23 protein-coding genes are annotated in these 18,441 nt (G+C 72.3%); 6 read left to right on the forward strand and 17 right to left on the reverse strand.

Annotated features, from left to right (window positions below; all coding sequences use genetic code 11):
- Positions 1-12 precede the first annotated feature (12 nt).
- On the reverse strand, positions 13-759 hold the full coding sequence (locus OH807_RS15575; RefSeq protein WP_406198886.1) for an MBL fold metallo-hydrolase: 747 nt from the start codon (positions 757-759) through the stop codon (positions 13-15).
- A 186-nt stretch (positions 760-945) separates the two neighbouring features.
- Complete coding sequence (locus OH807_RS15580; protein WP_406198888.1) at positions 946-1,137, reverse strand: MerR family transcriptional regulator; 192 nt, start codon at positions 1,135-1,137, stop codon at positions 946-948.
- Between the two features lie 184 nt (positions 1,138-1,321).
- On the opposite strand from OH807_RS15580, the gene OH807_RS15585 reads away from it, so the two are divergent.
- Positions 1,322-1,786, forward strand: coding sequence for a type II toxin-antitoxin system PemK/MazF family toxin (locus tag OH807_RS15585; protein ID WP_406198890.1), 465 nt, complete (start codon positions 1,322-1,324; stop codon positions 1,784-1,786).
- Positions 1,787-1,904: 118 nt separating this feature from the next.
- On the opposite strand, the gene OH807_RS15590 is transcribed toward OH807_RS15585, so the two are convergent.
- The 7 genes from OH807_RS15590 to clpS all read right to left on the reverse strand — a co-directional run bounded on the left by OH807_RS15590 (position 1,905) and on the right by clpS (position 6,813).
- The gene (locus OH807_RS15590) at positions 1,905-2,873 is read right to left on the reverse strand and encodes a PLP-dependent cysteine synthase family protein (RefSeq protein WP_406198892.1); all 969 of its coding nucleotides are present in this window, start codon (positions 2,871-2,873) and stop codon (positions 1,905-1,907) included.
- Positions 2,874-2,970: 97 nt separating this feature from the next.
- On the reverse strand, positions 2,971-3,249 hold the full coding sequence (locus OH807_RS15595; protein WP_406198894.1) for a MoaD/ThiS family protein: 279 nt from the start codon (positions 3,247-3,249) through the stop codon (positions 2,971-2,973).
- A gap of 103 nt (positions 3,250-3,352) precedes the next feature.
- On the reverse strand, positions 3,353-3,472 hold the full coding sequence (locus OH807_RS15600) for a putative leader peptide (RefSeq protein WP_406198896.1): 120 nt from the start codon (positions 3,470-3,472) through the stop codon (positions 3,353-3,355).
- Between the two features lie 138 nt (positions 3,473-3,610).
- Positions 3,611-4,042: a Mov34/MPN/PAD-1 family protein gene (locus OH807_RS15605; protein WP_406198898.1), complete on the reverse strand. Its 432-nt coding sequence runs from the start codon at positions 4,040-4,042 to the stop codon at positions 3,611-3,613.
- A gap of 148 nt (positions 4,043-4,190) precedes the next feature.
- Positions 4,191-5,633 (reverse strand): amino acid permease, encoded by a 1,443-nt coding sequence (locus tag OH807_RS15610; RefSeq protein WP_406198900.1) that lies wholly within the window; start codon positions 5,631-5,633, stop codon positions 4,191-4,193.
- Between the two features lie 251 nt (positions 5,634-5,884).
- Positions 5,885-6,457, reverse strand: coding sequence for a DUF2017 domain-containing protein (locus OH807_RS15615; protein WP_406198903.1), 573 nt, complete (start codon positions 6,455-6,457; stop codon positions 5,885-5,887).
- A gap of 62 nt (positions 6,458-6,519) precedes the next feature.
- On the reverse strand, positions 6,520-6,813 hold the full coding sequence (gene clpS, locus OH807_RS15620) for an ATP-dependent Clp protease adapter ClpS (RefSeq protein ID WP_406198905.1): 294 nt from the start codon (positions 6,811-6,813) through the stop codon (positions 6,520-6,522).
- A gap of 151 nt (positions 6,814-6,964) precedes the next feature.
- Here clpS and OH807_RS15625 point away from each other — a divergent pair, with 151 nt between their 5' ends.
- On the forward strand, positions 6,965-8,281 hold the full coding sequence (locus OH807_RS15625; RefSeq protein WP_406198908.1) for a nicotinate phosphoribosyltransferase: 1,317 nt from the start codon (positions 6,965-6,967) through the stop codon (positions 8,279-8,281).
- Positions 8,282-8,423: 142 nt separating this feature from the next.
- The gene (locus tag OH807_RS15630; RefSeq protein ID WP_406198911.1) at positions 8,424-9,014 is read left to right on the forward strand and encodes an isochorismatase family protein; all 591 of its coding nucleotides are present in this window, start codon (positions 8,424-8,426) and stop codon (positions 9,012-9,014) included.
- 7 nt (positions 9,015-9,021) lie between these two features.
- On the opposite strand, the gene OH807_RS15635 is transcribed toward OH807_RS15630, so the two are convergent.
- A complete protein-coding gene (locus OH807_RS15635; protein WP_406198913.1) occupies positions 9,022-10,083 on the reverse strand; it encodes a hypothetical protein in 1,062 nt (353 codons plus the stop codon).
- Between the two features lie 255 nt (positions 10,084-10,338).
- Between OH807_RS15635 and OH807_RS15640 the strand changes: the two genes are divergently transcribed.
- Positions 10,339-10,887 carry a hypothetical protein gene (locus OH807_RS15640; RefSeq protein ID WP_406198916.1) on the forward strand — a complete coding sequence of 183 codons (549 nt, stop codon included), beginning with the start codon at positions 10,339-10,341 and terminating at the stop codon, positions 10,885-10,887.
- Positions 10,888-11,457: 570 nt separating this feature from the next.
- Positions 11,458-11,901 carry an RNA polymerase sigma factor gene (locus tag OH807_RS15645; RefSeq protein WP_406198918.1) on the forward strand — a complete coding sequence of 148 codons (444 nt, stop codon included), beginning with the start codon at positions 11,458-11,460 and terminating at the stop codon, positions 11,899-11,901.
- A gap of 66 nt (positions 11,902-11,967) precedes the next feature.
- Here OH807_RS15645 and OH807_RS15650 read toward each other — a convergent pair whose 3' ends face one another.
- From OH807_RS15650 to OH807_RS15675, 6 genes are all read right to left on the reverse strand, one after another.
- Positions 11,968-12,555 carry a DinB family protein gene (locus OH807_RS15650; RefSeq protein WP_406198920.1) on the reverse strand — a complete coding sequence of 196 codons (588 nt, stop codon included), beginning with the start codon at positions 12,553-12,555 and terminating at the stop codon, positions 11,968-11,970.
- 128 nt (positions 12,556-12,683) lie between these two features.
- Positions 12,684-12,827, reverse strand: a complete 144-nt coding sequence (locus tag OH807_RS15655; protein WP_406198922.1) for a winged helix-turn-helix transcriptional regulator — start codon at positions 12,825-12,827, stop codon at positions 12,684-12,686.
- 54 nt (positions 12,828-12,881) lie between these two features.
- Complete coding sequence (gene mycP / locus OH807_RS15660; protein WP_406198924.1) at positions 12,882-14,129, reverse strand: type VII secretion-associated serine protease mycosin; 1,248 nt, start codon at positions 14,127-14,129, stop codon at positions 12,882-12,884.
- A 150-nt stretch (positions 14,130-14,279) separates the two neighbouring features.
- A complete protein-coding gene (locus OH807_RS15665; protein ID WP_406198926.1) occupies positions 14,280-15,734 on the reverse strand; it encodes a hypothetical protein in 1,455 nt (484 codons plus the stop codon).
- A gap of 43 nt (positions 15,735-15,777) precedes the next feature.
- Positions 15,778-16,233 carry a hypothetical protein gene (locus OH807_RS15670; protein ID WP_406198928.1) on the reverse strand — a complete coding sequence of 152 codons (456 nt, stop codon included), beginning with the start codon at positions 16,231-16,233 and terminating at the stop codon, positions 15,778-15,780.
- 128 nt (positions 16,234-16,361) lie between these two features.
- Complete coding sequence (locus tag OH807_RS15675) at positions 16,362-17,072, reverse strand: endonuclease V (RefSeq protein WP_406198930.1); 711 nt, start codon at positions 17,070-17,072, stop codon at positions 16,362-16,364.
- Positions 17,073-17,273: 201 nt separating this feature from the next.
- Between OH807_RS15675 and OH807_RS15680 the strand changes: the two genes are divergently transcribed.
- Entirely contained in the window at positions 17,274-17,576 is a 303-nt protein-coding gene (locus OH807_RS15680; RefSeq protein ID WP_406198932.1) for a hypothetical protein, read from the forward strand.
- A gap of 38 nt (positions 17,577-17,614) precedes the next feature.
- Here OH807_RS15680 and OH807_RS15685 read toward each other — a convergent pair whose 3' ends face one another.
- On the reverse strand, positions 17,615-18,409 hold the full coding sequence (locus tag OH807_RS15685) for an RDD family protein (RefSeq protein WP_406198934.1): 795 nt from the start codon (positions 18,407-18,409) through the stop codon (positions 17,615-17,617).
- Positions 18,410-18,441: the final 32 nt, after the last annotated feature.

The raw sequence follows: 18,441 nt of genomic DNA on the forward strand, positions 1-18,441 counted from the left end.
CGGGCCCGGGTGTCAGAGCTCGTAGACGGCGCCGGCGCGGGCCACTTCGACCGGCCCGGCGAAGGCCGCGGCGGCGTCGCGGCGGTTGTGCTCGGCGTCGGTCCACGGCGGGATGTGCGTGAGGACGAGCCGGCGGACGCGGGCGGCGGTGGCGTGTTCGCCGGCCTCGCGGCCGTTGAGGTGGACGGAGCGGTAGGTGTCGCGGCCGTCGATGTAGGCGGCTTCGCAGAGGAAGAGGTCGGTGTCGCGGGCGAGTTCGACGAGTGCGGCGCTCTCGCCGGTGTCCCCCGAGTACACGAGGCTGCGGCCGCCGTGTTCGAGCCGGAAGGCGAAGGCGTCGACGGGGTGGTCGACCTGGGCGACCTCGATCCGGAACGGGCCGAGGTCGAAGCTGCCGGGGGTGAGGGTGCGGAAGTCGAAGACCTCCTTCATCCCGGGGTTCTCCGGCATGTCGTAGGCACGGGCCAGCCGCTCGGCGGTGCCGGCCGGGCCGTAGACGGGCATCGGGTCGGGACAGCCCTCGGCCCGGTAGTTCCGGGCGACCCAGTAGGCGCAGAGGTCGACGCAGTGGTCGGCGTGGAGGTGGCTCAGCAGCACGGCATCGACGGCGTAGAGGTCGACGTACTTCTGCAGGGCGCCGAGGGCTCCGTTGCCGAGGTCGAGCACGACGCGGTAGCCGTCGGCCTCCACGAGGTAGCTGGAGCACGGCGAGTCGGCGGACGGGAAGCTCCCTGAGCATCCCACCACGGTCAGTTTCATCCGAGCCCCTCCGCCCCGACACGTCCTGGCTGCCGCTGGTCATGGCAGTGCGGGCCGGGTGAACCGGCCGGTAGCGCTGCCCTCGCGTGTGTCGAGGGTAAGGGCGGAGGGGCACTTTGCCCCCGTCTCCGTGCCGCGCTGTGGCTGGAATCACCAGAACGCCGGGGGCGGGGCCGGGGGCGGCGTTCAGCGGTGGCCGGGGCGCCGGCGGGCCCAGGCTCTGATCGTGTCGGGGTACCAGCGGGGGTGGCCGCTGCCGTCGACGACGTCGGGGTCCGGCAGCAGTCCGTGCCGGCGGTAGTTGCGGACGGTCTCCGGCTGGACGTTGATGTGGCGGGCGATCTCGGCGTACGACCACAGGTCGCTGCTGCGGCTCACGGGGTCACCTCCGGGGCGTGGGGGGACGTTCGGGAGCAGCCTTTCCGTGCCCGGGCGCGGCTCGACCGCAGAACGGGCACTGTGGTCGTTTCGTGACGAACCGGGAGCAGGGTACGGATAAATGCCCAACTGTCACGGCCGTCACGGTGGTGGCGCCGGCCGCCGGACCGGTACGGTTCGCCGCATGACAGGCATCTGGGTGGTCGTGGCCGTGGCGGGTGCCGCGGCGCTGGCGTGGGCGGTGTCGGTGCTGGTCCGGCGTTCGCGCGGGGCGGCGGCAGTCGCCCCGGCACCGGCTGCGCCGCGGCCGCGTCCGGCGAAGGGGCGGCCCGGTCCGGCGCCGCAGGAGATCTGGTGGGCGGAGGTGCCGTTCGAGGACGGCCCCGGCGCGAAGGACCGTCCGTGCCTGGTGCTGCGGGTGAACGGCCGGACGGCCACGGTCGTGAAGATCACCACCAAGCACCACGCGGAGCGCCCGGGCGTGCTGCCGCTGCCGCCGGGATCGGTGGGTGACCGCGCCGGCCGGACCAGCTGGCTGGAGACGGACGAGCTGCGCGAGGTGCCGCTCACGGCCTTCCGCCGCCGGGCCGGGGTGGTCGACCGGCAGATCTGGGCGCGTGCGAAGCGGGCGGTCCCGTCCGGCGGGTGAGCGGCCGGCGCGCGTTCACGGCCCGAATGGGTTCACGGCCGGTGCGCGTTCACGGCCGGTGGGCGTTCGCCGCCCGGCCGGGGCGTGACCGGGGCGCGGCCGGGCGGCCGCTGACCGGTCAGGCCCAGAGCTGGCCCTGCAGCGCCTCGACGGCGGCCTCGGTGGACTCGGCGGTGTAGATGCCGGTGGAGAGGTACTTCCAGCCGCCGTCGGCGACCACGAAGACGATGTCGGCGCGCTGCCCGGCGGCGGCGGCCTTGCGCCCGACACCGGTCGCGGCGTGCAGGATGGCGCCGGTGGAGACGCCGGCGAAGATGCCCTCCTGCTGGAGGAGTTCGCGGGTGCGGCGGACGGCGTCGGCGGAGCCGACGGAGAAGCGGGTGGTGAGCACCTCGGCGTCGTACAGCTCGGGGACGAAGCCCTCGTCGAGGTTGCGCAGGCCGTAGACGAGGTCGTCGTACCGCGGTTCGGCGGCGACGATCTGTACGGCGGGGACCTTCTCGCGCAGGTAGCGGCCGACGCCCATCAGGGTGCCGGTGGTGCCGAGGCCGGCCACGAAGTGGGTGACGGTGGGCAGGTCGGCGAGGATCTCGGGGCCGGTGGTGGCGTAGTGGGCGCCGGCGTTGTCCGGGTTGCCGTACTGGTAGAGCATCACCCAGTCGGGGTGCTCGGCGGCGATCTCCTTGGCGATCCGCACCGCGGTGTTGGAACCGCCGGCGGCCGGGGACGGGATGATCTCGGCGCCCCACATGCGGAGCAGCTCGCGGCGTTCCTCGCTGGTGTTCTCGGGCATCACGCAGACCATCCGGTAGCCCTTGAGCTTGGCGGCCATGGCGAGCGAGATGCCGGTGTTGCCGCTGGTGGGCTCCAGGATGGTGCAGCCGGGGGTGAGGACTCCGGCGGCCTCGGCGCGCTCGATCATGTGCAGCGCGGGGCGGTCCTTGATGGAGCCGGTGGGGTTGCGGTCCTCCAGCTTGGCCCAGAGGGTGACCAGGCCGTCGGTGTTGCCGGGGACGGCGGCGGAGAGTCGGGGCAGGCGGACCAGCGGGGTGTTGCCGACGGCTTCGAGCGGGCTGTCGTAACGCAAGGGGTGCCTCCGGCAACGGCGGTGAGGGTCGGGTGCGGCGGCTCCCCCGCCCGCACCGGCCCGGGCCGGGCTGCTGGGCGGGCGGGAGAGCGGGAGGTCAGCGGGCGCCGCCGGCCACGGCGGGCAGGATGGTGACGCTGTCACCGTCGGCGACGGTGGTGGAGATGCCCTCCAGGAAGCGGACGTCCTCGTCGTTCAGGTAGACGTTGACGAAGCGGCGCAGCTCGCCGCCGTCCAGGAGCCGGGCGGCGATGCCCGGGTGGCGGGCGTCGAGGTCCTGGAAGAGTTCCGCGAGGTTGCTGCCGGTGCCGTCGACGGCCTTGGCGCCGTCGGTGTAGGTGCGGAGGATGGTCGGGATGCGGACCTCGATGGCCATGGGTGCGCTCCTGTGCGAGTCGTGAGGTGGGTGGGCCGCAGCGGGCGCGGCGGGGCGGGGTGGGCCCGGGGCGCAGGGCGTGCGGCGGGCCGGTGCGGGCGGCTCAGTGAGAGCGCGCCGGCGTGCCGGGACAGATCGCACTGGCGAGCCGGCACAGGTCGACGTGCAGGCGCGCCACGAGGCGGGTGCCCGGGGCCTGGGTGCTCACATCGACGGAACGCATGGGCTCATCGTATAGATTCCCGGCCTCGCTCCGACATGCCCGTCTCGGGATCCGGATGTTTCCGTTTCTGCTGCTGAGATGATGCCGGCCCGCCGACCGCCTGCGGGCAGTCGGCGGGCGGCGCCCAGGGGGTGCGGGTCAGGGCCGGTGGGCCTCGACGACCTGGACGTCTTCCTCTGTGATCTCGCCGTCCACGATGCGGAACGAGCGGAACTGGTACGGGTCGTCCGGGCCGTTGCCGTCGGCGGTGGAGACCAGGACGTAGTGGGCGAAGGGCTCGGAGGCGTAGCTCACGTCGGTGCGCGAGGGGTAGGCCTCGGTGGCGGTGTGCGAGTGGTAGACGATCACGGGCTCCTCGTCCCGGTCGTCCATCTCGCGGTAGAGCTTCAGCAGGTCGCCCGAGTCGAACTCGTAGAAGGTGGGCGAGCGGGCGGCGTTGAGCATCGGGACGAACCGCTCGGGCCGTCCGGTGCCGGCCGGTCCGGCCACCACGCCACAGGCCTCGTCCGGGTGGTCGGCGCGGGCGTGGGCGACGATCGCGTCGCGCAGTTCTCGGGTGATGGTCAGCATGCGGTCAGGATAGCCACGCCCCGGCGGGCCGCCGCCGGGGCGTCCACGGCCCGGTCCACGGCCCGGCCCATGCCTCGTTCCGCGGTCCGGCGCGGTTCGGCGCGGCGGGTCGGACAGTCCGGTCAGGCAGCCCGGTCAGGCAGCCCGGTCAGTCGCCCGCGCGGGCGTGCAGGTGGTCGTGGGCGACGCCGTGCACGGCCGCGGGGCGGCGGCGCTTGAGCACCTGGTAGCCGATCACCAGCATCACGGCCCACCCGGGGAAGACGTACAGCGAGATCCGGTTGTCCCGGTCCAGCGCGATCAGGACGACGACCAGGCCGAGGAAGGCGAGCGCGGCCCAGCTGCTCCAGAGGCCGCCGGGCGCCTTGAAGGAGGGCGGCGGCAGGTGGCCGCCCTGCCAGGCCTTCCGGTAGCGGATCTGGGAGATCAGGATCATCGACCACGTCCAGAGGCCGCAGACGGTGGCGACCGAGGTGATGTACTCGAACGCCTTGGCCGGGACGAGGTAGTTGAGCACCACGCCGACGCCCATCAGCAGCGCGGAGAGGGTGATCGCGGTGGCGGGGCTGCGGTGCGAGTTGAGCTTGGTCAGCCGCCCGGGGGCCTGGCCGCGCAGGGCGAGGTCGCGCAGCATCCGGCCGGTGGAGTACATGCCGGAGTTGCAGGAGGAGAGCGCGGCGGTGAGCACCACGAAGTTGATGATGCCGGCGGCGGCGGGGATGCCGATCTTGCCGAAGGCGGCGACGAACGGGCTGACGCCGGGCTGGAACTCCGTCCACGGGACGAGCGAGAGGATGATCACCAGGGCGCCGATGTAGAACAGCGCGATCCGCCAGGGCAGCGTGTTGATGGCGCGCGGCAGGGTCTTCTGCGGGTTCTCGCTCTCGCCGGCGGTGACGCCGACCAGCTCCACGCCGAGGTAGGCGAACATGACGATCTGCAGGGTCATCACGGTGGCGCCGATGCCCTTGGGGAAGAAGCCGCCGTCGTCCCAGAGGTTGCTGATCGACGCGGTGTCACCCGCGTCGCTGAACCCGAGGGTGAGCACGCCGATGCCGATCAGGATCATGCCGATGATGGCGGTGACCTTGACCATCGAGAACCAGAACTCGATCTCGCCGAACAGCTTCACCGAGATCAGGTTGGCCCCGTAGAGGATGACCAGGAAGGTCAGCGCACTGAGCCACTGCGGGATGCCCGGCTCCCAGAACTTCACGTAGACGGCGGCGGCGGTGGTCTCCGCCATTCCGGTGACCACCCAGAACAGCCAGTACGTCCACCCGGTGACGTAGCCGGCGAACGGGCCGAGGAACTCCCGGGCGTACTCGGCGAAGCTGCCGGACACCGGGCGGTAGGTGAGCAGTTCGCCGAGCGCCCGCATGATCACGAAGATCACCACGCCGGCCACGGCGTAGGACAGGATCAGGCTCGGGCCGGACTTGGAGATCGCGGTGCCGGCGCCGAGGAACAGGCCGGTGCCGATGGCGCCGCCGATGGCGATCATCTGGATCTGGCGGCTGCCCAGACCCCGCTCGTAGCCCTCCTCGTCCGGTTTGGCGTCGACCACTTCGTCGTACAACTGCTCGGCCATGGTGCACCGTCCTGGGTGGGTCTCGTGGGGTGGAGAAGTCGTACCACGCAGGCTCCGGATACCGGTGTTCATCTGAGCGACATTTGAGCATGGAGTCATATGATTCCGCCCGTTTTGGACGGAAACGCCCCGACCCCCTGTCCAGCATGCGGACAGGGGGTCGGGGGCCGTTCCGGAGCCCCCGGGAGCCGGGGCGGAACGGGACGGTACGGGGCGGAACGGGACGGTACGCGGCGGAACTGGGCGCGGACTCAGTCCGTGATCGCCTCCAGCAGCGACTCCTGGAGCGCGCCCAGCCAGAGATAGGCGATCACCAGCGGCTTGCGCTCGTCGGTGTCCGGCAGGTCGTACAGGCCCTGCTCGTCGTCCTCGGTGAGCTCCAGCCAGACCCCCAGGGTGAGCCGCAGGTCGTTGAGCGCGCCCAGCCAGCGCAGGCAGTCCGCGGCGGGCAGCTTGAGCACCCCGCCCCCGCCGCCGAGCCCGTCCAGCGCGCGGATCACGTGCAGCGCGTCGTCACGCTTGCGGGCGCGCAGGTCCAGCTCGGTGAAGCGGCGGAACTCGCTGGAGGCGGCCCGGGACTCCTCGTCGTCGGGCTTCCCCGGCTCCCCGTATGCGTCGGGGAAGAGCCGGGCCAGCGCCGGGTCGGCGGGCGCCTCGGTCGGCCCCTCGGCGAACAGTGCGGCCAGCGGGTCGTCGCCCGCCCCGCCCGGACCGGGCCCGATCCGCTCCAGCAGCTGTACTTCCAGCGAGCGCAGGATGGAGGCCTCGTACTCGTCCAGCGCGATCGCCGCGCCGCCGCCGGCGCTCTCGAACAACCCAGCCATCTGTATCGGTCAGCCCGTCTTCGTCGTCTTCGGTGGTGGTGTCGCCGGGGGGCGGGCGCCGCTCAGTCGTGCTGCAGCGTCGCCCAGAGGCCGTAACCGTGCATCGCCTGCACGTCGCGCTCCATCTCCTCGCGGGATCCGCTGGAGACCACCGTCCGGCCCTTGGTGTGCACCTCCATCATCAGCTTCCGGGCCTTGTCCTTCGGGTAGCCGAAGTAGGCCTGGAAGACGTACTGGACGTAGCTCATCAGGTTGACCGGGTCGTTGTGCACGATGGTCACCCAGGGCGTGTCCGGCTCCGCCACCGGTAGTCCTTCGACCTCCGGGCGCTCGATCTCCGCGGGCGCGACACTCACCGCCGGGTCCTCCTCGCCATTCCTCAGCCACCTGCCCTGTCAGCCCCATGCTGCCATCCGGGGGACCTCCGGGCGATTCCGCCCCCGGGCGCAAGGACTCCCCTCGCGAGAAATCGTCAATCTGACGCTAAGTGGTAGTAGCATCATCGCCATGGACGCCACTTCAGTGCGCGCGGCCGGTTCGACCGCGCTCCTCACCGACCGCTACGAGCTCACCATGCTGCAGGCCGCCCAGCAGAGCGGAGCCGCACACCGCCACTCCGTGTTCGAGGTGTTCACCCGCCGGCTGCCGGCCGGCCGCCGCTACGGCGTGATGGCCGGCACCGGCCGGGTGCTGGACGCGGTCGAGAACTTCCGCTTCACCGCGGCCCAGCTCGACTGGCTCGCCGCCCAGGACGTGGTCGACGCGGACACCCTGCGCTACCTGGCCGACTACCGGTTCACCGGTGACATCCACGGCTACCCCGAGGGCGAGGTCTACTTCCCCGGGTCGCCGCTGCTCACCGTCGAGGGCACCTTCGCCGAGGCGGTGATCCTGGAGACGGTGATCCTGTCGATCCTCAACCACGACTCGGCCATCGCCGCCGCCGCCTCCCGGATGACCGCCGCCGCGGGCGGGCGTCCGGTGATCGAGATGGGCGCCCGGCGCGCCCACGAACAGGCCGCCGTCGCGGCCGCCCGGGCCGCGTACGTGGCCGGCTTCGCCGCCACCTCCGACCTGGAGGCCGGGTTCACCCACGGCATCCCGACCACCGGCACCGCCGCACACGCCTTCACCCTGGTGCACGACAGCGAGCGGGACGCCTTCCGGGCGCAGATCGCCTCGATGGGCCGGGGCACCACGCTGCTGGTCGACACCTACGACCTGCGCGAGGCCGTCCGCACCGCCGTCGAGGTGGCCGGGCCCGAGCTCGGCGCCGTCCGGATCGACTCCGGCGACCTCACCCTGCTGGCCCACCGGGTCCGCCGCCAGCTGGACGAACTCGGCGCCGGCAAGACGAAGATCATCGTCACCTCCGATCTCGACGAGTACGCGATCGCCGCACTGGCCGCCGCCCCGGTGGACGGCTACGGCGTCGGCACCAGCCTGGTCACCGGCAGCGGCCACCCGACCTGCTCGATGGTCTACAAGCTGGTGGCCCGGGCCGAGGTGCCGGACGGACCGCTCGTGTCGGTCGCCAAGCGCGCGGCCGGCGGCAAGACCAGCGTCGGCGGCCGCAAGTGGGCGGCCCGGCGGCCCGACGCGGACGGCGTGGCCGAGGCCGAGGTGGTCGGCACCGGAACGATCCCGGCCGAGCTGGCGCCCCACCTCGTCCAGGTGCCGCTGGTGCTGGCCGGCGAGGTCGTCGGCCGCGAACCGCTGAGCGCCGCACGCGAGCGGCACGTCCGGGCCCGGACGGCGCTGCCGCTCTCCGCGACCCAGCTCTCCAAGGGGGACCCGGTCCTGCCGACCGAGCTGATGCTGTGACAGCGGGCCTCCGCCGGGGCGGCGACCGGGCGCTCCCCGGGCCTTCCGCCCCCGGGTGCCACTGCCTACAGTCGACCGTAGAGTTCCCACCGGAGGCGCACGGAACCGCCGCGCCTTCCCCCCACAACCGAGGATGCGAGCCATGCACCGGGCACTGATCGTCGTCGACGTGCAGAACGACTTCTGCGAGGGCGGCAGCCTGGCCGTCGCCGGCGGGGCCGAGGTGGCCGCCGCGATCACCGACCTGATCGCCGAGTCCAGCGCCGGCTACCACCACGTCCTCGCCACCCGGGACAACCACGTCGACCCGGGCGACCACTTCTCCGACCACCCGGACTACGTCAACAGCTGGCCGGTGCACTGCGTGGCCGGCACCGAGGGCGTGGGCTTCCACCCCAACTTCGCGCCGTCCGTCACCTCCGGCGCGATCGAGGCGGTCTTCGACAAGGGCGCCTACGCGGCCGCGTACAGCGGGTTCGAGGGCGTCGACGAGAACAACCGCGGCCCGATCGAGTGGCTGCGCGAGCGCCAGGTCAGCGAGGTGGACGTGGTCGGCCTGGCCACCGACCACTGCGTCCGGGCCACCGCCCTGGACGCGGCCCGGGCGGGCTTCACCACCCGCGTCCTGCTCGACCTCACGGCCGGGGTGAAGCCGGAGACCACCGCCGCCGCACTGGCCGAACTGCGGGCGGCCGGGGTCGAACTGGTCGGCACGCCGGTGGTCCGGGGCTGAACCCCGGTCACCCCTGCTCGACCAGCAGCTCGACCACGTCGGTGCCGCCCTGCCGGAACGCCTCGCGCAGCTCGGCACCGACCGCGTCCGGCTCCGCGGCCAGCCGGGCACCGGAGAGGTAGACCACCCGGATCCCCAGGTACTCCATCCGGTGCTGACCACCGCGCACCCAGGCGGCCTCCCCCTCGCTGACGCACCGCAGCTCCGAGTCCACCTCCACCGCCACCCCGGCCCGCGGCCAGTACAGGTCCGGCACCGCGATGTAGGTGCCGCCGCGCATCCGCAGCTCCGGCGCGACCAGCGGGGCCGGCAGCAGCCACTCGTCCGCCAGCTCACCGACCCGCGCCAGCACGCCGTCCCGCTCGGCCGCCAGCAGCTCGTCCAGCGCGGCCCGCACCCGGTGGTCCGCGGCCGGCCCGGCCTCGGTCAGCTCGGCCACCAGCTCCCGCACGGTGCAGCGGGCCTCCGGCCGCACCGTGCGGTCCGGGCGCTCCGGCCCGAGACCCACGGCCTCCCGCAGCACCTCGCGGACCGGCAGCACCGCGCCCGCCCCGAGCTCCGGCGCCACCCCCTCGGCCGTCCACTCGCGCAGCGCGTCGGCCACCGCCCGGGCGACCGGCGCACAGGCCAGCCCGTGCACCGACCGGGCCACCAACTCCCGCTCGGTGCGCCGGATCCGGACCTCACCGGCATCCTTCAGCCGGCGCTGGCGGGGCACCAGGACCTCGACCCCGGTGACGGCCGGCAGCCGGGGCACGGCGGCGAAGCCGTACAGCGCCAGCGCGGCGGCGCCGGTGATCACCGCCCCCTCGCGGCGGCCCTCCTCCCGGCCGTTCTGCGCCGCGTACAGCAATGCGGCCCACATCCGCTGCTCCGGCGTAGGCTCGCCGGACTGCAGCAGGTAGACCCGGGGCAGCAGCCGCTGCCAGGGCCCGCCACGGCGGCAGTGCTCGGTGACCAGCCGGGCCGGCACGCCCCGGGCGCGCAGCTGGCTGGCGGTGATGACGTTCTGCTGACGCTTCGCCAGTTCCTCCAGGGACGGCGGCGGCGAGGGAATCCGGTAGCTCATGCCGACACCATCCCCAACACCCGGGACCGCTCATCGGCTGCCTGACGCACTGTTACCCAACCGTCGCGAAACCGGGACCGGTCCGTCCTAAAGTCCCCATACCCTCACCCATTCGGAGTAATTGGCACTCATCGGATTGTCAGTAATGATCGAATACGGTCAACGACCAGGCCGCCTGACCGTGCGTGACCAAGGGCATACGCCGGAGACCCTCCGGGCGTCACTCGGACCCGCCGGATTGCCTACCCTTGGTTCATGTCACGTGACGAGACCGCCGGCCTCCGCGCGGCCCAACTCCGCCTCGGCCGCCTGCCCGGATACGTCCGCCGGCCGGACCCGGCCCGCCGCAGCGGCGAACAGGGCCATACGTACAAGAAAGGCTGGGAGGTCCGCTTCACCGCCCGCAGCGAGGCGGAGATAACCGAGATCCGCGACCTCGTGGTCGCCGCCGGGTTCGCCCCGGCCCGCCCGTTCTTCAAGGGCCACCAGCTCATCCAGCCCGTCTACGGCATGGCGGCCGTCCAGGCCTACCTGGCCGCGAGACAGGCCGCCGAGGAACACGCCGCCCGGGCGTCCGACGGCGGGGTGTCCGACGGCCGGGTGTCCGCCGATCAAGCCTCCGAGGCCGCCCTCGGGCGGTCGGCGGGCGCTGTGGAGAACGCGGCGGCCGCGGCCGGTGCAGCGGCGGCGGCAGCAGCCGAACTGGCCCGGCGGCGGGTCGTCGAATCGTTCCCCGCCCAACTCGAACGGAGTACCGCGGCTGACGACCGCATGCCCGTCACCGAAGCCTGCAAGAACACCTGATCCATCGTCACCCTGCCTGCGGTGCAAGCCGGTCGGCCGACCGGACGGCGGCACCGTCGGGCGCGAACGGGGGCGGCCGGCGAGCGCCGGACCGCCCTCACCTCCACCCCGAGCCCCAGCCTGCTCTTCAGCCCCGCCCCCAAGCCCCGTCAGGCGGCCCCACCACCCCCGGCGCGCCGCCTCCCGCAGGAGCGCGCCACCCATGCGCGCGCCCGTCTCCACGCCTGATTCCCCCCGTCGTGCGCGCCACCGGTGGCGCGGCCGCAGCTTCACGCCTCGGGTGTGGACGTGAGCCACCGGACCGCCTACGGTGACCCATCAACCGCCCTGCGTCCCCCTCGCCGGCCGCCCGGCCGACCGGCCGGGACGCGCTCACACCCGCGACCCTGGCAGCTCTGCGCACCACCCCGCCGCCCGCCCGACCGCACCCGGCCACCGCCGGAACCGGCCGAGCGGCGGTGCGTTCCGGGCATTCAATCCGATTGGTAACCCAGCGCACCGAGCGCCTACCGTAGAGTGAGCACGGATGATCGACCGCCAGAAGCCCATCTCACTTGCCGAGAAGCCGAGATGACCAATCGTCAAGACAGCGCCGCCGAGCCTCCCCCGGGGCTCGGCGAACCGCCCGCCGTACCCCTGGAGTTCGCGGCCTTCTGCGAACTCCACCGGCCGCGGTACCTCAGCTATGCCCGGGTCTGGCTGCCCGACCAGACCGACGCGGCCGGCGCCGTCCAACAGGCGTTCGCCGAAATCGCCGTCCAGTGGCGCGAGTTGCTGGGCAGCTCCAATCCAACCGCACACGCCTGGCAGATCCTGCGCGGCACCGTCAACGAGCACACCCTCCGTGCCGACCCGCCCGCCGGACCGAGCCGCCCCGCCGACGACGACCTGGCGATCCTGCACTACATCGTCGGCCTCGCGGCCCCCGAGATCGCCGACGTCATCGGCACCGACACCGCCAGCGTGGCCGGCCGGCTCCGCCGCACCATGCTCCGCGAGGCCTCCGGCTGGTGACCCCGGCCGGCCCCGCACCCGACCACCGGCGCCCGACCCGGCGCCCGACCCGGCGTCCCGGCCGGCTCAGACCCGCTCGCCCGTCACGTCGAACAGGTGGTGCACCGGGTCGTGGACCAGGTAGCGGGCGAACGACTCCACCGTGAAGCGCGCGCCGTCACTGCGGTTGCCGGTACGCAGCCACTGCTCACCCCGAACCCCCGCGAACGCGTCCGCGAGGACGTCGGCGGCCGCCGCCAGGTCCGCCGCGACCTCCTCGGGCCGCTGCTCCCCGTAACACCCGGCGACGGCCGTCTCGTCCTGGTCCCAGTTCGGGAAATCCGGACCCTCCTGGCCGAGCATCAGGCCCAACCGGACGTGGAACAGCCGGAAGACGTCGCGCACGTGACACGCGTACTCCAAGTCCGACCAGACCTCCGGACTCGGCCGGCGGCGCAACGCCTCCCCGTCCCCCGCCAGCACCGCCACCCAGGCCTCGGCATTGGCCCGGATCAGCCCCGGGACGGCCTCACGGGGCACCGCCGCCGAGTCCAGGCCGCAGTCCGGGCAGGGGCGTTCGAGCACCCACGTCCAGTCCTTGGTGTCCGGGACGATGCCGTCCTCGGCGAGCGTGGCCGGGTGCTCGGGGGTGCGGTCCTGCGCAGAAGTGGTCATGCGCCCAGAATGGCCGACCCGGCACCGCCCCCACCAGCGGTCACAGCGCCGGCGTCCGCCGAAATGCCGCCAGCAGGAGCCGGAGCGCCCTCCTCGCCCGACCCGTCCCGCTCGTCCCGCTCGTACGCCTACCGGGCCGCCAACAGCGTCGCCAGGTTCTCCCGGCTCCACGCGCACACCGCGTCCATCGGCCCCAGCAGCGAACGGTCCGGCGGCGTCAGCGCGTACACCACCCGCGGCGGATTCTCCACGTACTCCGTCCGGCTCACCACCCCGACCCACCACCGCGAACAGATCGCCGTCGCCGCCGGAACCGGGCCACCGGCCTACCGGTACGGCGGCTGCTGGGGCTGCTGGGGCGGCGGCTGGGACGGATACCCCGCATACGGGTACACCGGCGGCGGGCACGCCGCAGCAGCGGCGGCAGCAGTGGCCGCAGCCCGCCGCCGACCCCGCACCGCCAACCCGCCCCCCACCCCGGCACCCAGCACCACGACGAGCGCACCCGCACCGATCAGCGTGTAGGTGATCCCCGCATTCCCGTTCGCCCCGGCCGCCACAGGAGCAGGAGGCACGCCGGCCCCGCCCGCGGAACCGTCCGCCCCGGCCTCCGGCGCCCCCTGCGACTCGGCCCGGCCGAGCAGCGGATTGTCCTTCGACCCACCATCCACGGCCGGATTCGGCGCAAGAGCCTTGGCCGGATCGATGATTCCGTAGCCATAATGCGCATCGGGCACGGCCGAACCGTCCGACGGCGGTGTCGCGCTCTTGATCATCCGATTGATGACCTGACCGGCCGAGAGGCTGGGGTACTTCGAACGGATGAGCGCTGCGGTAGCCGAGACATAGGCGGTGGCGTCGGAGGTTCCATTGCCGACGCCGTAACTCGATGTCGACTTGGCAGTGAGCTGATAGATATCAACCCCGGGGCCGGCAATCGTGGTTTCAGGTCCGAAGGTGGACTTCTCCCAGGCGCGACCCTCTTGATCGACGGCCGCGACGGCCATCACGCCCGGGAACGCAGCCGGATACTCCACCGGCAAAGACTTGTTCCCGCTGTTTCCGGCAGATGCCACAAGAACGATGTCCCTGGACACCGCATACTTGATCGCGTCACGCGCATCTCTAGAGGTTCGGAAATATCCACCCAGGGAAATATTGATGACCCTTGCCCCGTGGTCAGCTGCAAACTTGATTGCCCGCGCAAAATCGGGACCCTGGTCGCCCCACTGCCCGTCCTTGCTAGTGAGTTTGACCGGAAGGATCTTTGCCTTAGGGGCGAGTCCCTTAATCCCGGCTTGCGAGCCGTGTCCGGTACCAGCAATCAGGCCTGCCATCGCAGTGCCATGACCGTCAGCATCGAAACGCCCGTCCGTCGTTCCCCCGGAGAAGTCAGCTCCCGGTAGCACCTGGCCGACGAGATCCTGGTGGTCCTGATTGACGCCACCGTCCACGACGGCAACGACGATTCCCTCACCCTGGCTGATCGGCCAGATTTTCGTCTCGGCTTCGTAGGTCCTCAGCGGCCATTGCGAGTCCCTGATCTGATCCGCAGCCGCCGGCGATGAAGCCATCCCCCACATCAAAGCACCAGCAGCGAGAACGGCTGCTCCACGCCCGACCCGGCTGCTCGTCAAGCCTGTTCACCTCACTCTGCAAGGCGTCCCACTGGTCGTCGACCTGCGGGACGACCGATCATCGGCCTGTCCACCAGCAAACAGGACTCATTCCACCACGTTCGGGTTGGCCGGCCTGTCCGACGCCCATGTCTCCTCGTCCTCGACGAGATAGTCAGGACGCTTGCCGTCCTTCTCCTTGTCCTTCTTACGACGCTGGGCATCCCCCATCGGGATACCCGATCCCATGCCTGTAGCGGAGTTCGTGGCCAGGTCCCCCCTAGCCCGGCCGCGGGCCCCGAGCCCGGAACCGCCTTCGGTGAAGGCCTGCTTCGACCCCGACACACCACCTTGCCGCGCGCCCCCGCCGACAATGCCGCCTTCGGTCCGCTCTGGCAGACGACTGCCAGAGCGTGCCCCTACGGCACCACGGCCCCCTGTACCGAAGCCGCCCTCATAGGCCTCGCCCACGCCGAAGGCCTTGCTTCCGCGGGCGACGGCCTTCCCCGGGGCACTCGTCGTACGACCGAAGGCCTCCTTGCCCTGCGTCACTCCACCCGTGACCAGGTCGTTGCCCTTCACTCCCTTCCCGCCCACGATCGGCGGACCACCGGTCGGACCGGGCCCAATGCCGCTGTTACCTGCCGGGAGGCCGACGGGCGTTCCGGGATGGGAGATCGGACCCACAGAATTAGTGGACAGCGGGCCGGTCCCAGGCGTGCTGGAGGGAGTGATCGTCGTGCCGTCGATCGCGGTGCCTGGTCCGTAGTTCGTCACGGACGGAGGCTTGGGAGCCGTCTGAGCAGTGCCACCTTTGATGCCCGAATCTGTCCTCGGCGGCGCTGGCGGCGCCTTCGTCACCGAGGGTTTCGGCGCAGGCCGATCGGCGGGCTTGCCCAGCGACGATGCCGAACCCCCGCTTGTAGTCGGCGCCGCTCCCGTACCGGTGTAGCCGATACCTGCCATGACGGCGCTCAGTGCAGGTGCGCCTGCGGACGGGTCGGAAGGAGGTGGAGTGACATCGTGGACGTCGTCGCCACGATAGTAGGCCGGCGGTGCCTTCAGCATCGGGGCCGCTACCCGGTAGTGCATGGCGAGGGTCTGCATGACGGCTGCCGCTTCGGCCTTCTTCTGTTCGGCGACGGCCGTCTTGGTGTCCTCGTCGTCGCCGCCGAAGAGGGAGGAGACGGTGTCGCCGACGCCGTCGGTGAACTGGTCCCAGCCGCTGGGCTCCTCGGGCATGTCGCGTTTGGCCTTGGCGATGGCCTCGGAGAGCGACTTGAGGGTGATGGCGGCGTCGTTGGCGTAGGAGGCCGCGTTGTTGATGGTGGCGGCGAGGGTGAGCATGCGGCTGTGGAAGGCGTCGCTGGTGCTGCCCTCCCAGCTGACGGCGGCTTCGGTGCTGGCGCGGGTGAGGGTGGTGCGGATGGCCTTGAGGGTGTCGGCGGCGCGGCGCCACGGGTCGCTGGCGGCCATCACCTCGCCGGGATTGAGGGCCTGGGCCATCCTGCGGAGTTCGGCGTGGCTGAAGTCGTTGAACTGGGTGTAGCCCGGTGCGCTCATCGGTGGCCCTCTCCGTTCTCCCGGGTGTGCTGCTGCGGGGTGTTCATCGCTCGGACTTCCCGCCGTCGTGGCGGGGCGGGGCGACGGTCCGGGTGTACGCGGCGGTGCTGGTGGCGGAGGGGCTGGCGACCGACCAGCCGTCGTCGCCGAGCTTGAGTTTGCCCGCGGTGCGGCGTTCCTGTTCCTCGTAGTTGGTGGCGGTCAGTTCGGCCTTCTTCTGGGCCTCGTCGACGGCTTCCTGGAGCTGGTTGAGGACGTCGCGCAGGCCGTCGCGCATGGTCTGGTAGCGGCCGTGGACGTCGGTGGCTTCGGCGAAGGTGCCGAAGGCGCTGGTGCCGACGCCGCTGCGGCCGTGGGTGGCGGTGCCGTCGGCGTGGTGCTGGAACTCGGCCAGCAGGCCGCGCACCTGGGCCGCGAAGGCTCTGAGCTGTTCGACCTCGACGCGGTATCCGCTGCCGGCTCCGCCGGTCGATCCGGTCCCTGCTGCCCCCGTGGCCACGTCCGGCGCCTCCCCCGTGCGTCCGTCCTTCTCGCCGTCCTGCGGACGGCCCGGAAGGACATGTCTAACACATGGTCCGGGCCGGGTGAACGGGACTCGGGGGGAAGTGCGGGTGGCCTGCCGCACGGTCAGTTCGCGCGCGTCTCCTCCTGGAGGGCGGCGAGGGCGCGGCGGCAGAGCGAGTCGGCGTGGCGGGTGGTTTCGGGGAGCCGGTAGGCGCGGGCGAGGGCGAGCGTGGTGTCGACGGCCTCGGGCAGGCCGATGCGGTGGCCGACCGAGACGAACACCGGTTTGACGCCGGCCCGGGTGCGGACGGCGCGCCCGACCTCCTCGCCGGTGACGGGGTCGGTGAGCGGGGTCGTGGAGCCGCGGGGGGCGTCGGGGTCGCGGTGGTCGAAGGTGAACGGGGTCTTGGCGACGCCGATGGTCCGCAGGCCGGTGAGGACGCCGAGGTGGCTGGCGAGGCCGAGGCGGCGGGGGTGGGCGAGGCCGTAGCCGTCGCAGACGACGGTGCCGGGGGTGTGGGTGAGCCGGTCGAGGGCGTGGAGCACGGTGGGGAGTTCGCGGAAGGCGAGCAGGCCGGGGACGTAGGGGAAGGCGATCCGGTCGACGGCGGTGGTCTGTTCGACGACGTCGAGGCTGTGCAGGTCGAGCACGACGGCGGCGGCGACGACGAGGTCGCGTTCGTCGTCGTAGGCGACGTCGACGCCGGCGACCAGGTGGTCGTGGGCGCCGCCGGCGGTGTCGGGGCCGGGGCCGTGCGGCTGGACGAGCGGGCGCAGCCGTTCCTGTTCGGCGATCGCCTCGGTCTCGGTGGTGGGCCAGTCGGCGGCGGGCACGGCGTTCCCCCTGGTGTGCGGTGGGTTCGGTCGTGTTCACCGTACCGAGTGGGCGCACGACCCTGCAGTGAGCCTGTGCGCCCCCCGTGCCCCGGGCCCGGCGGATTAGGCTGCACTTACCGAACTCCCGTGCCGGGTATGTATGTTCGGTACCGGTACTACCGCCCGCCCGTTTCCCCCGACGTGCGAAGGAACGACGCCATGGCGCGACCGACCGCTCCGCAGATCTGTCTCGGCACCTTCACCGTCGTCGCCTCCACCGTGGCATTGCTGGCCGTCTCGGGCGCCGCGGGCGTCCTGGAGGTGGCGGTGGTGGTGGGCTTCGCGCTCGCACTCGGCACGCTGGTGACGGTGTTGTCGTTGTCCACGGCGGCCCGGCGCCGCGGCCCGGCAGCACAGCCGGCGCCCGCACCCACCCCTGCGCCGGCAGCACCTGTACCGGCAGCACCCGCAGCGGTGGCGCCCGCACCGGCCTCCGGGCAGCAGTACGCCCGGCAGCGCTGACGCAGGCGCCACCGGGCGGTACCGGATCCGCGGACGACTCAGACCGTGGAGACCACCACGGTCTTCGCGGCCTTGTCGTGCACGCACTGGCGGTACGGCTTGTCGAAGACGCCGAACAGGCCGTCGATCAGCCACCAGAGGGCAGCGCAGCAGATGACGGCCGGGAGGATGAAGACGGCCGACCTGGTCCAGGCCGCGGACGGGGTCGGCGTGCTGCCGTCGATCAGCATGGCGACCCGGATCTTCATGGCCTTCTTGCCGAGGGTCTGGCCGTCCCGGCTGAGCATCACGCCGTCGTAGATCAGGTAGAGCCCGCACGCGAGCCAGAACGCGCCGGCCGAGCCCGAACGGTCGGTGAGGCTGGCGAAGGGCAGCACGATGAGGAGCGCGACGACCTGCACGAGGATGTAGTCGATCAGCTGCGCGAGGATCCGGTTCGGCCAGCTGCCGAGGGGCGGCATCCCTGGGACGGGCCCGGCTCCGGGCGTGCCGTAGCCGCTGGGGCCGTAGCCGGGCGGCGGCTGGTCGTACGGGCTCTGCCCGGGCGGCGGCTGCCCGTAGGGCGAACCGCCGGGGGTGCCGCCGTAGTTGCCGCCGTACGCGCCGGGGCGTTCGTAGGGGCTGCCGGCGGGCGGCGGGGTGGGGCCGGGCTGCGGGGTGGGGCCGGGCTGCGGGGTGGGGCCGGGCTGCGGGGTGGGGCCGGGCTGCGGGTTTCCGTACGGGTCCGACGGCGCACCTTCCGGCGGGCCGCCGCCCGGCCGCGGGGGCTGCTTGTCGAAGGAGGGCTGATCGCCCCCCTCCGGCTCGGGGCCTGAGGAGTTGTAGGTGCTCATGCCCCGAGTAGAACATCACACATTCGGTAAGT

This window comes from Kitasatospora sp. NBC_01560 (genome assembly GCF_045208415.1).
In the GTDB taxonomy this organism is placed as follows: Bacteria; Actinomycetota; Actinomycetes; order Streptomycetales; family Streptomycetaceae; genus Kitasatospora.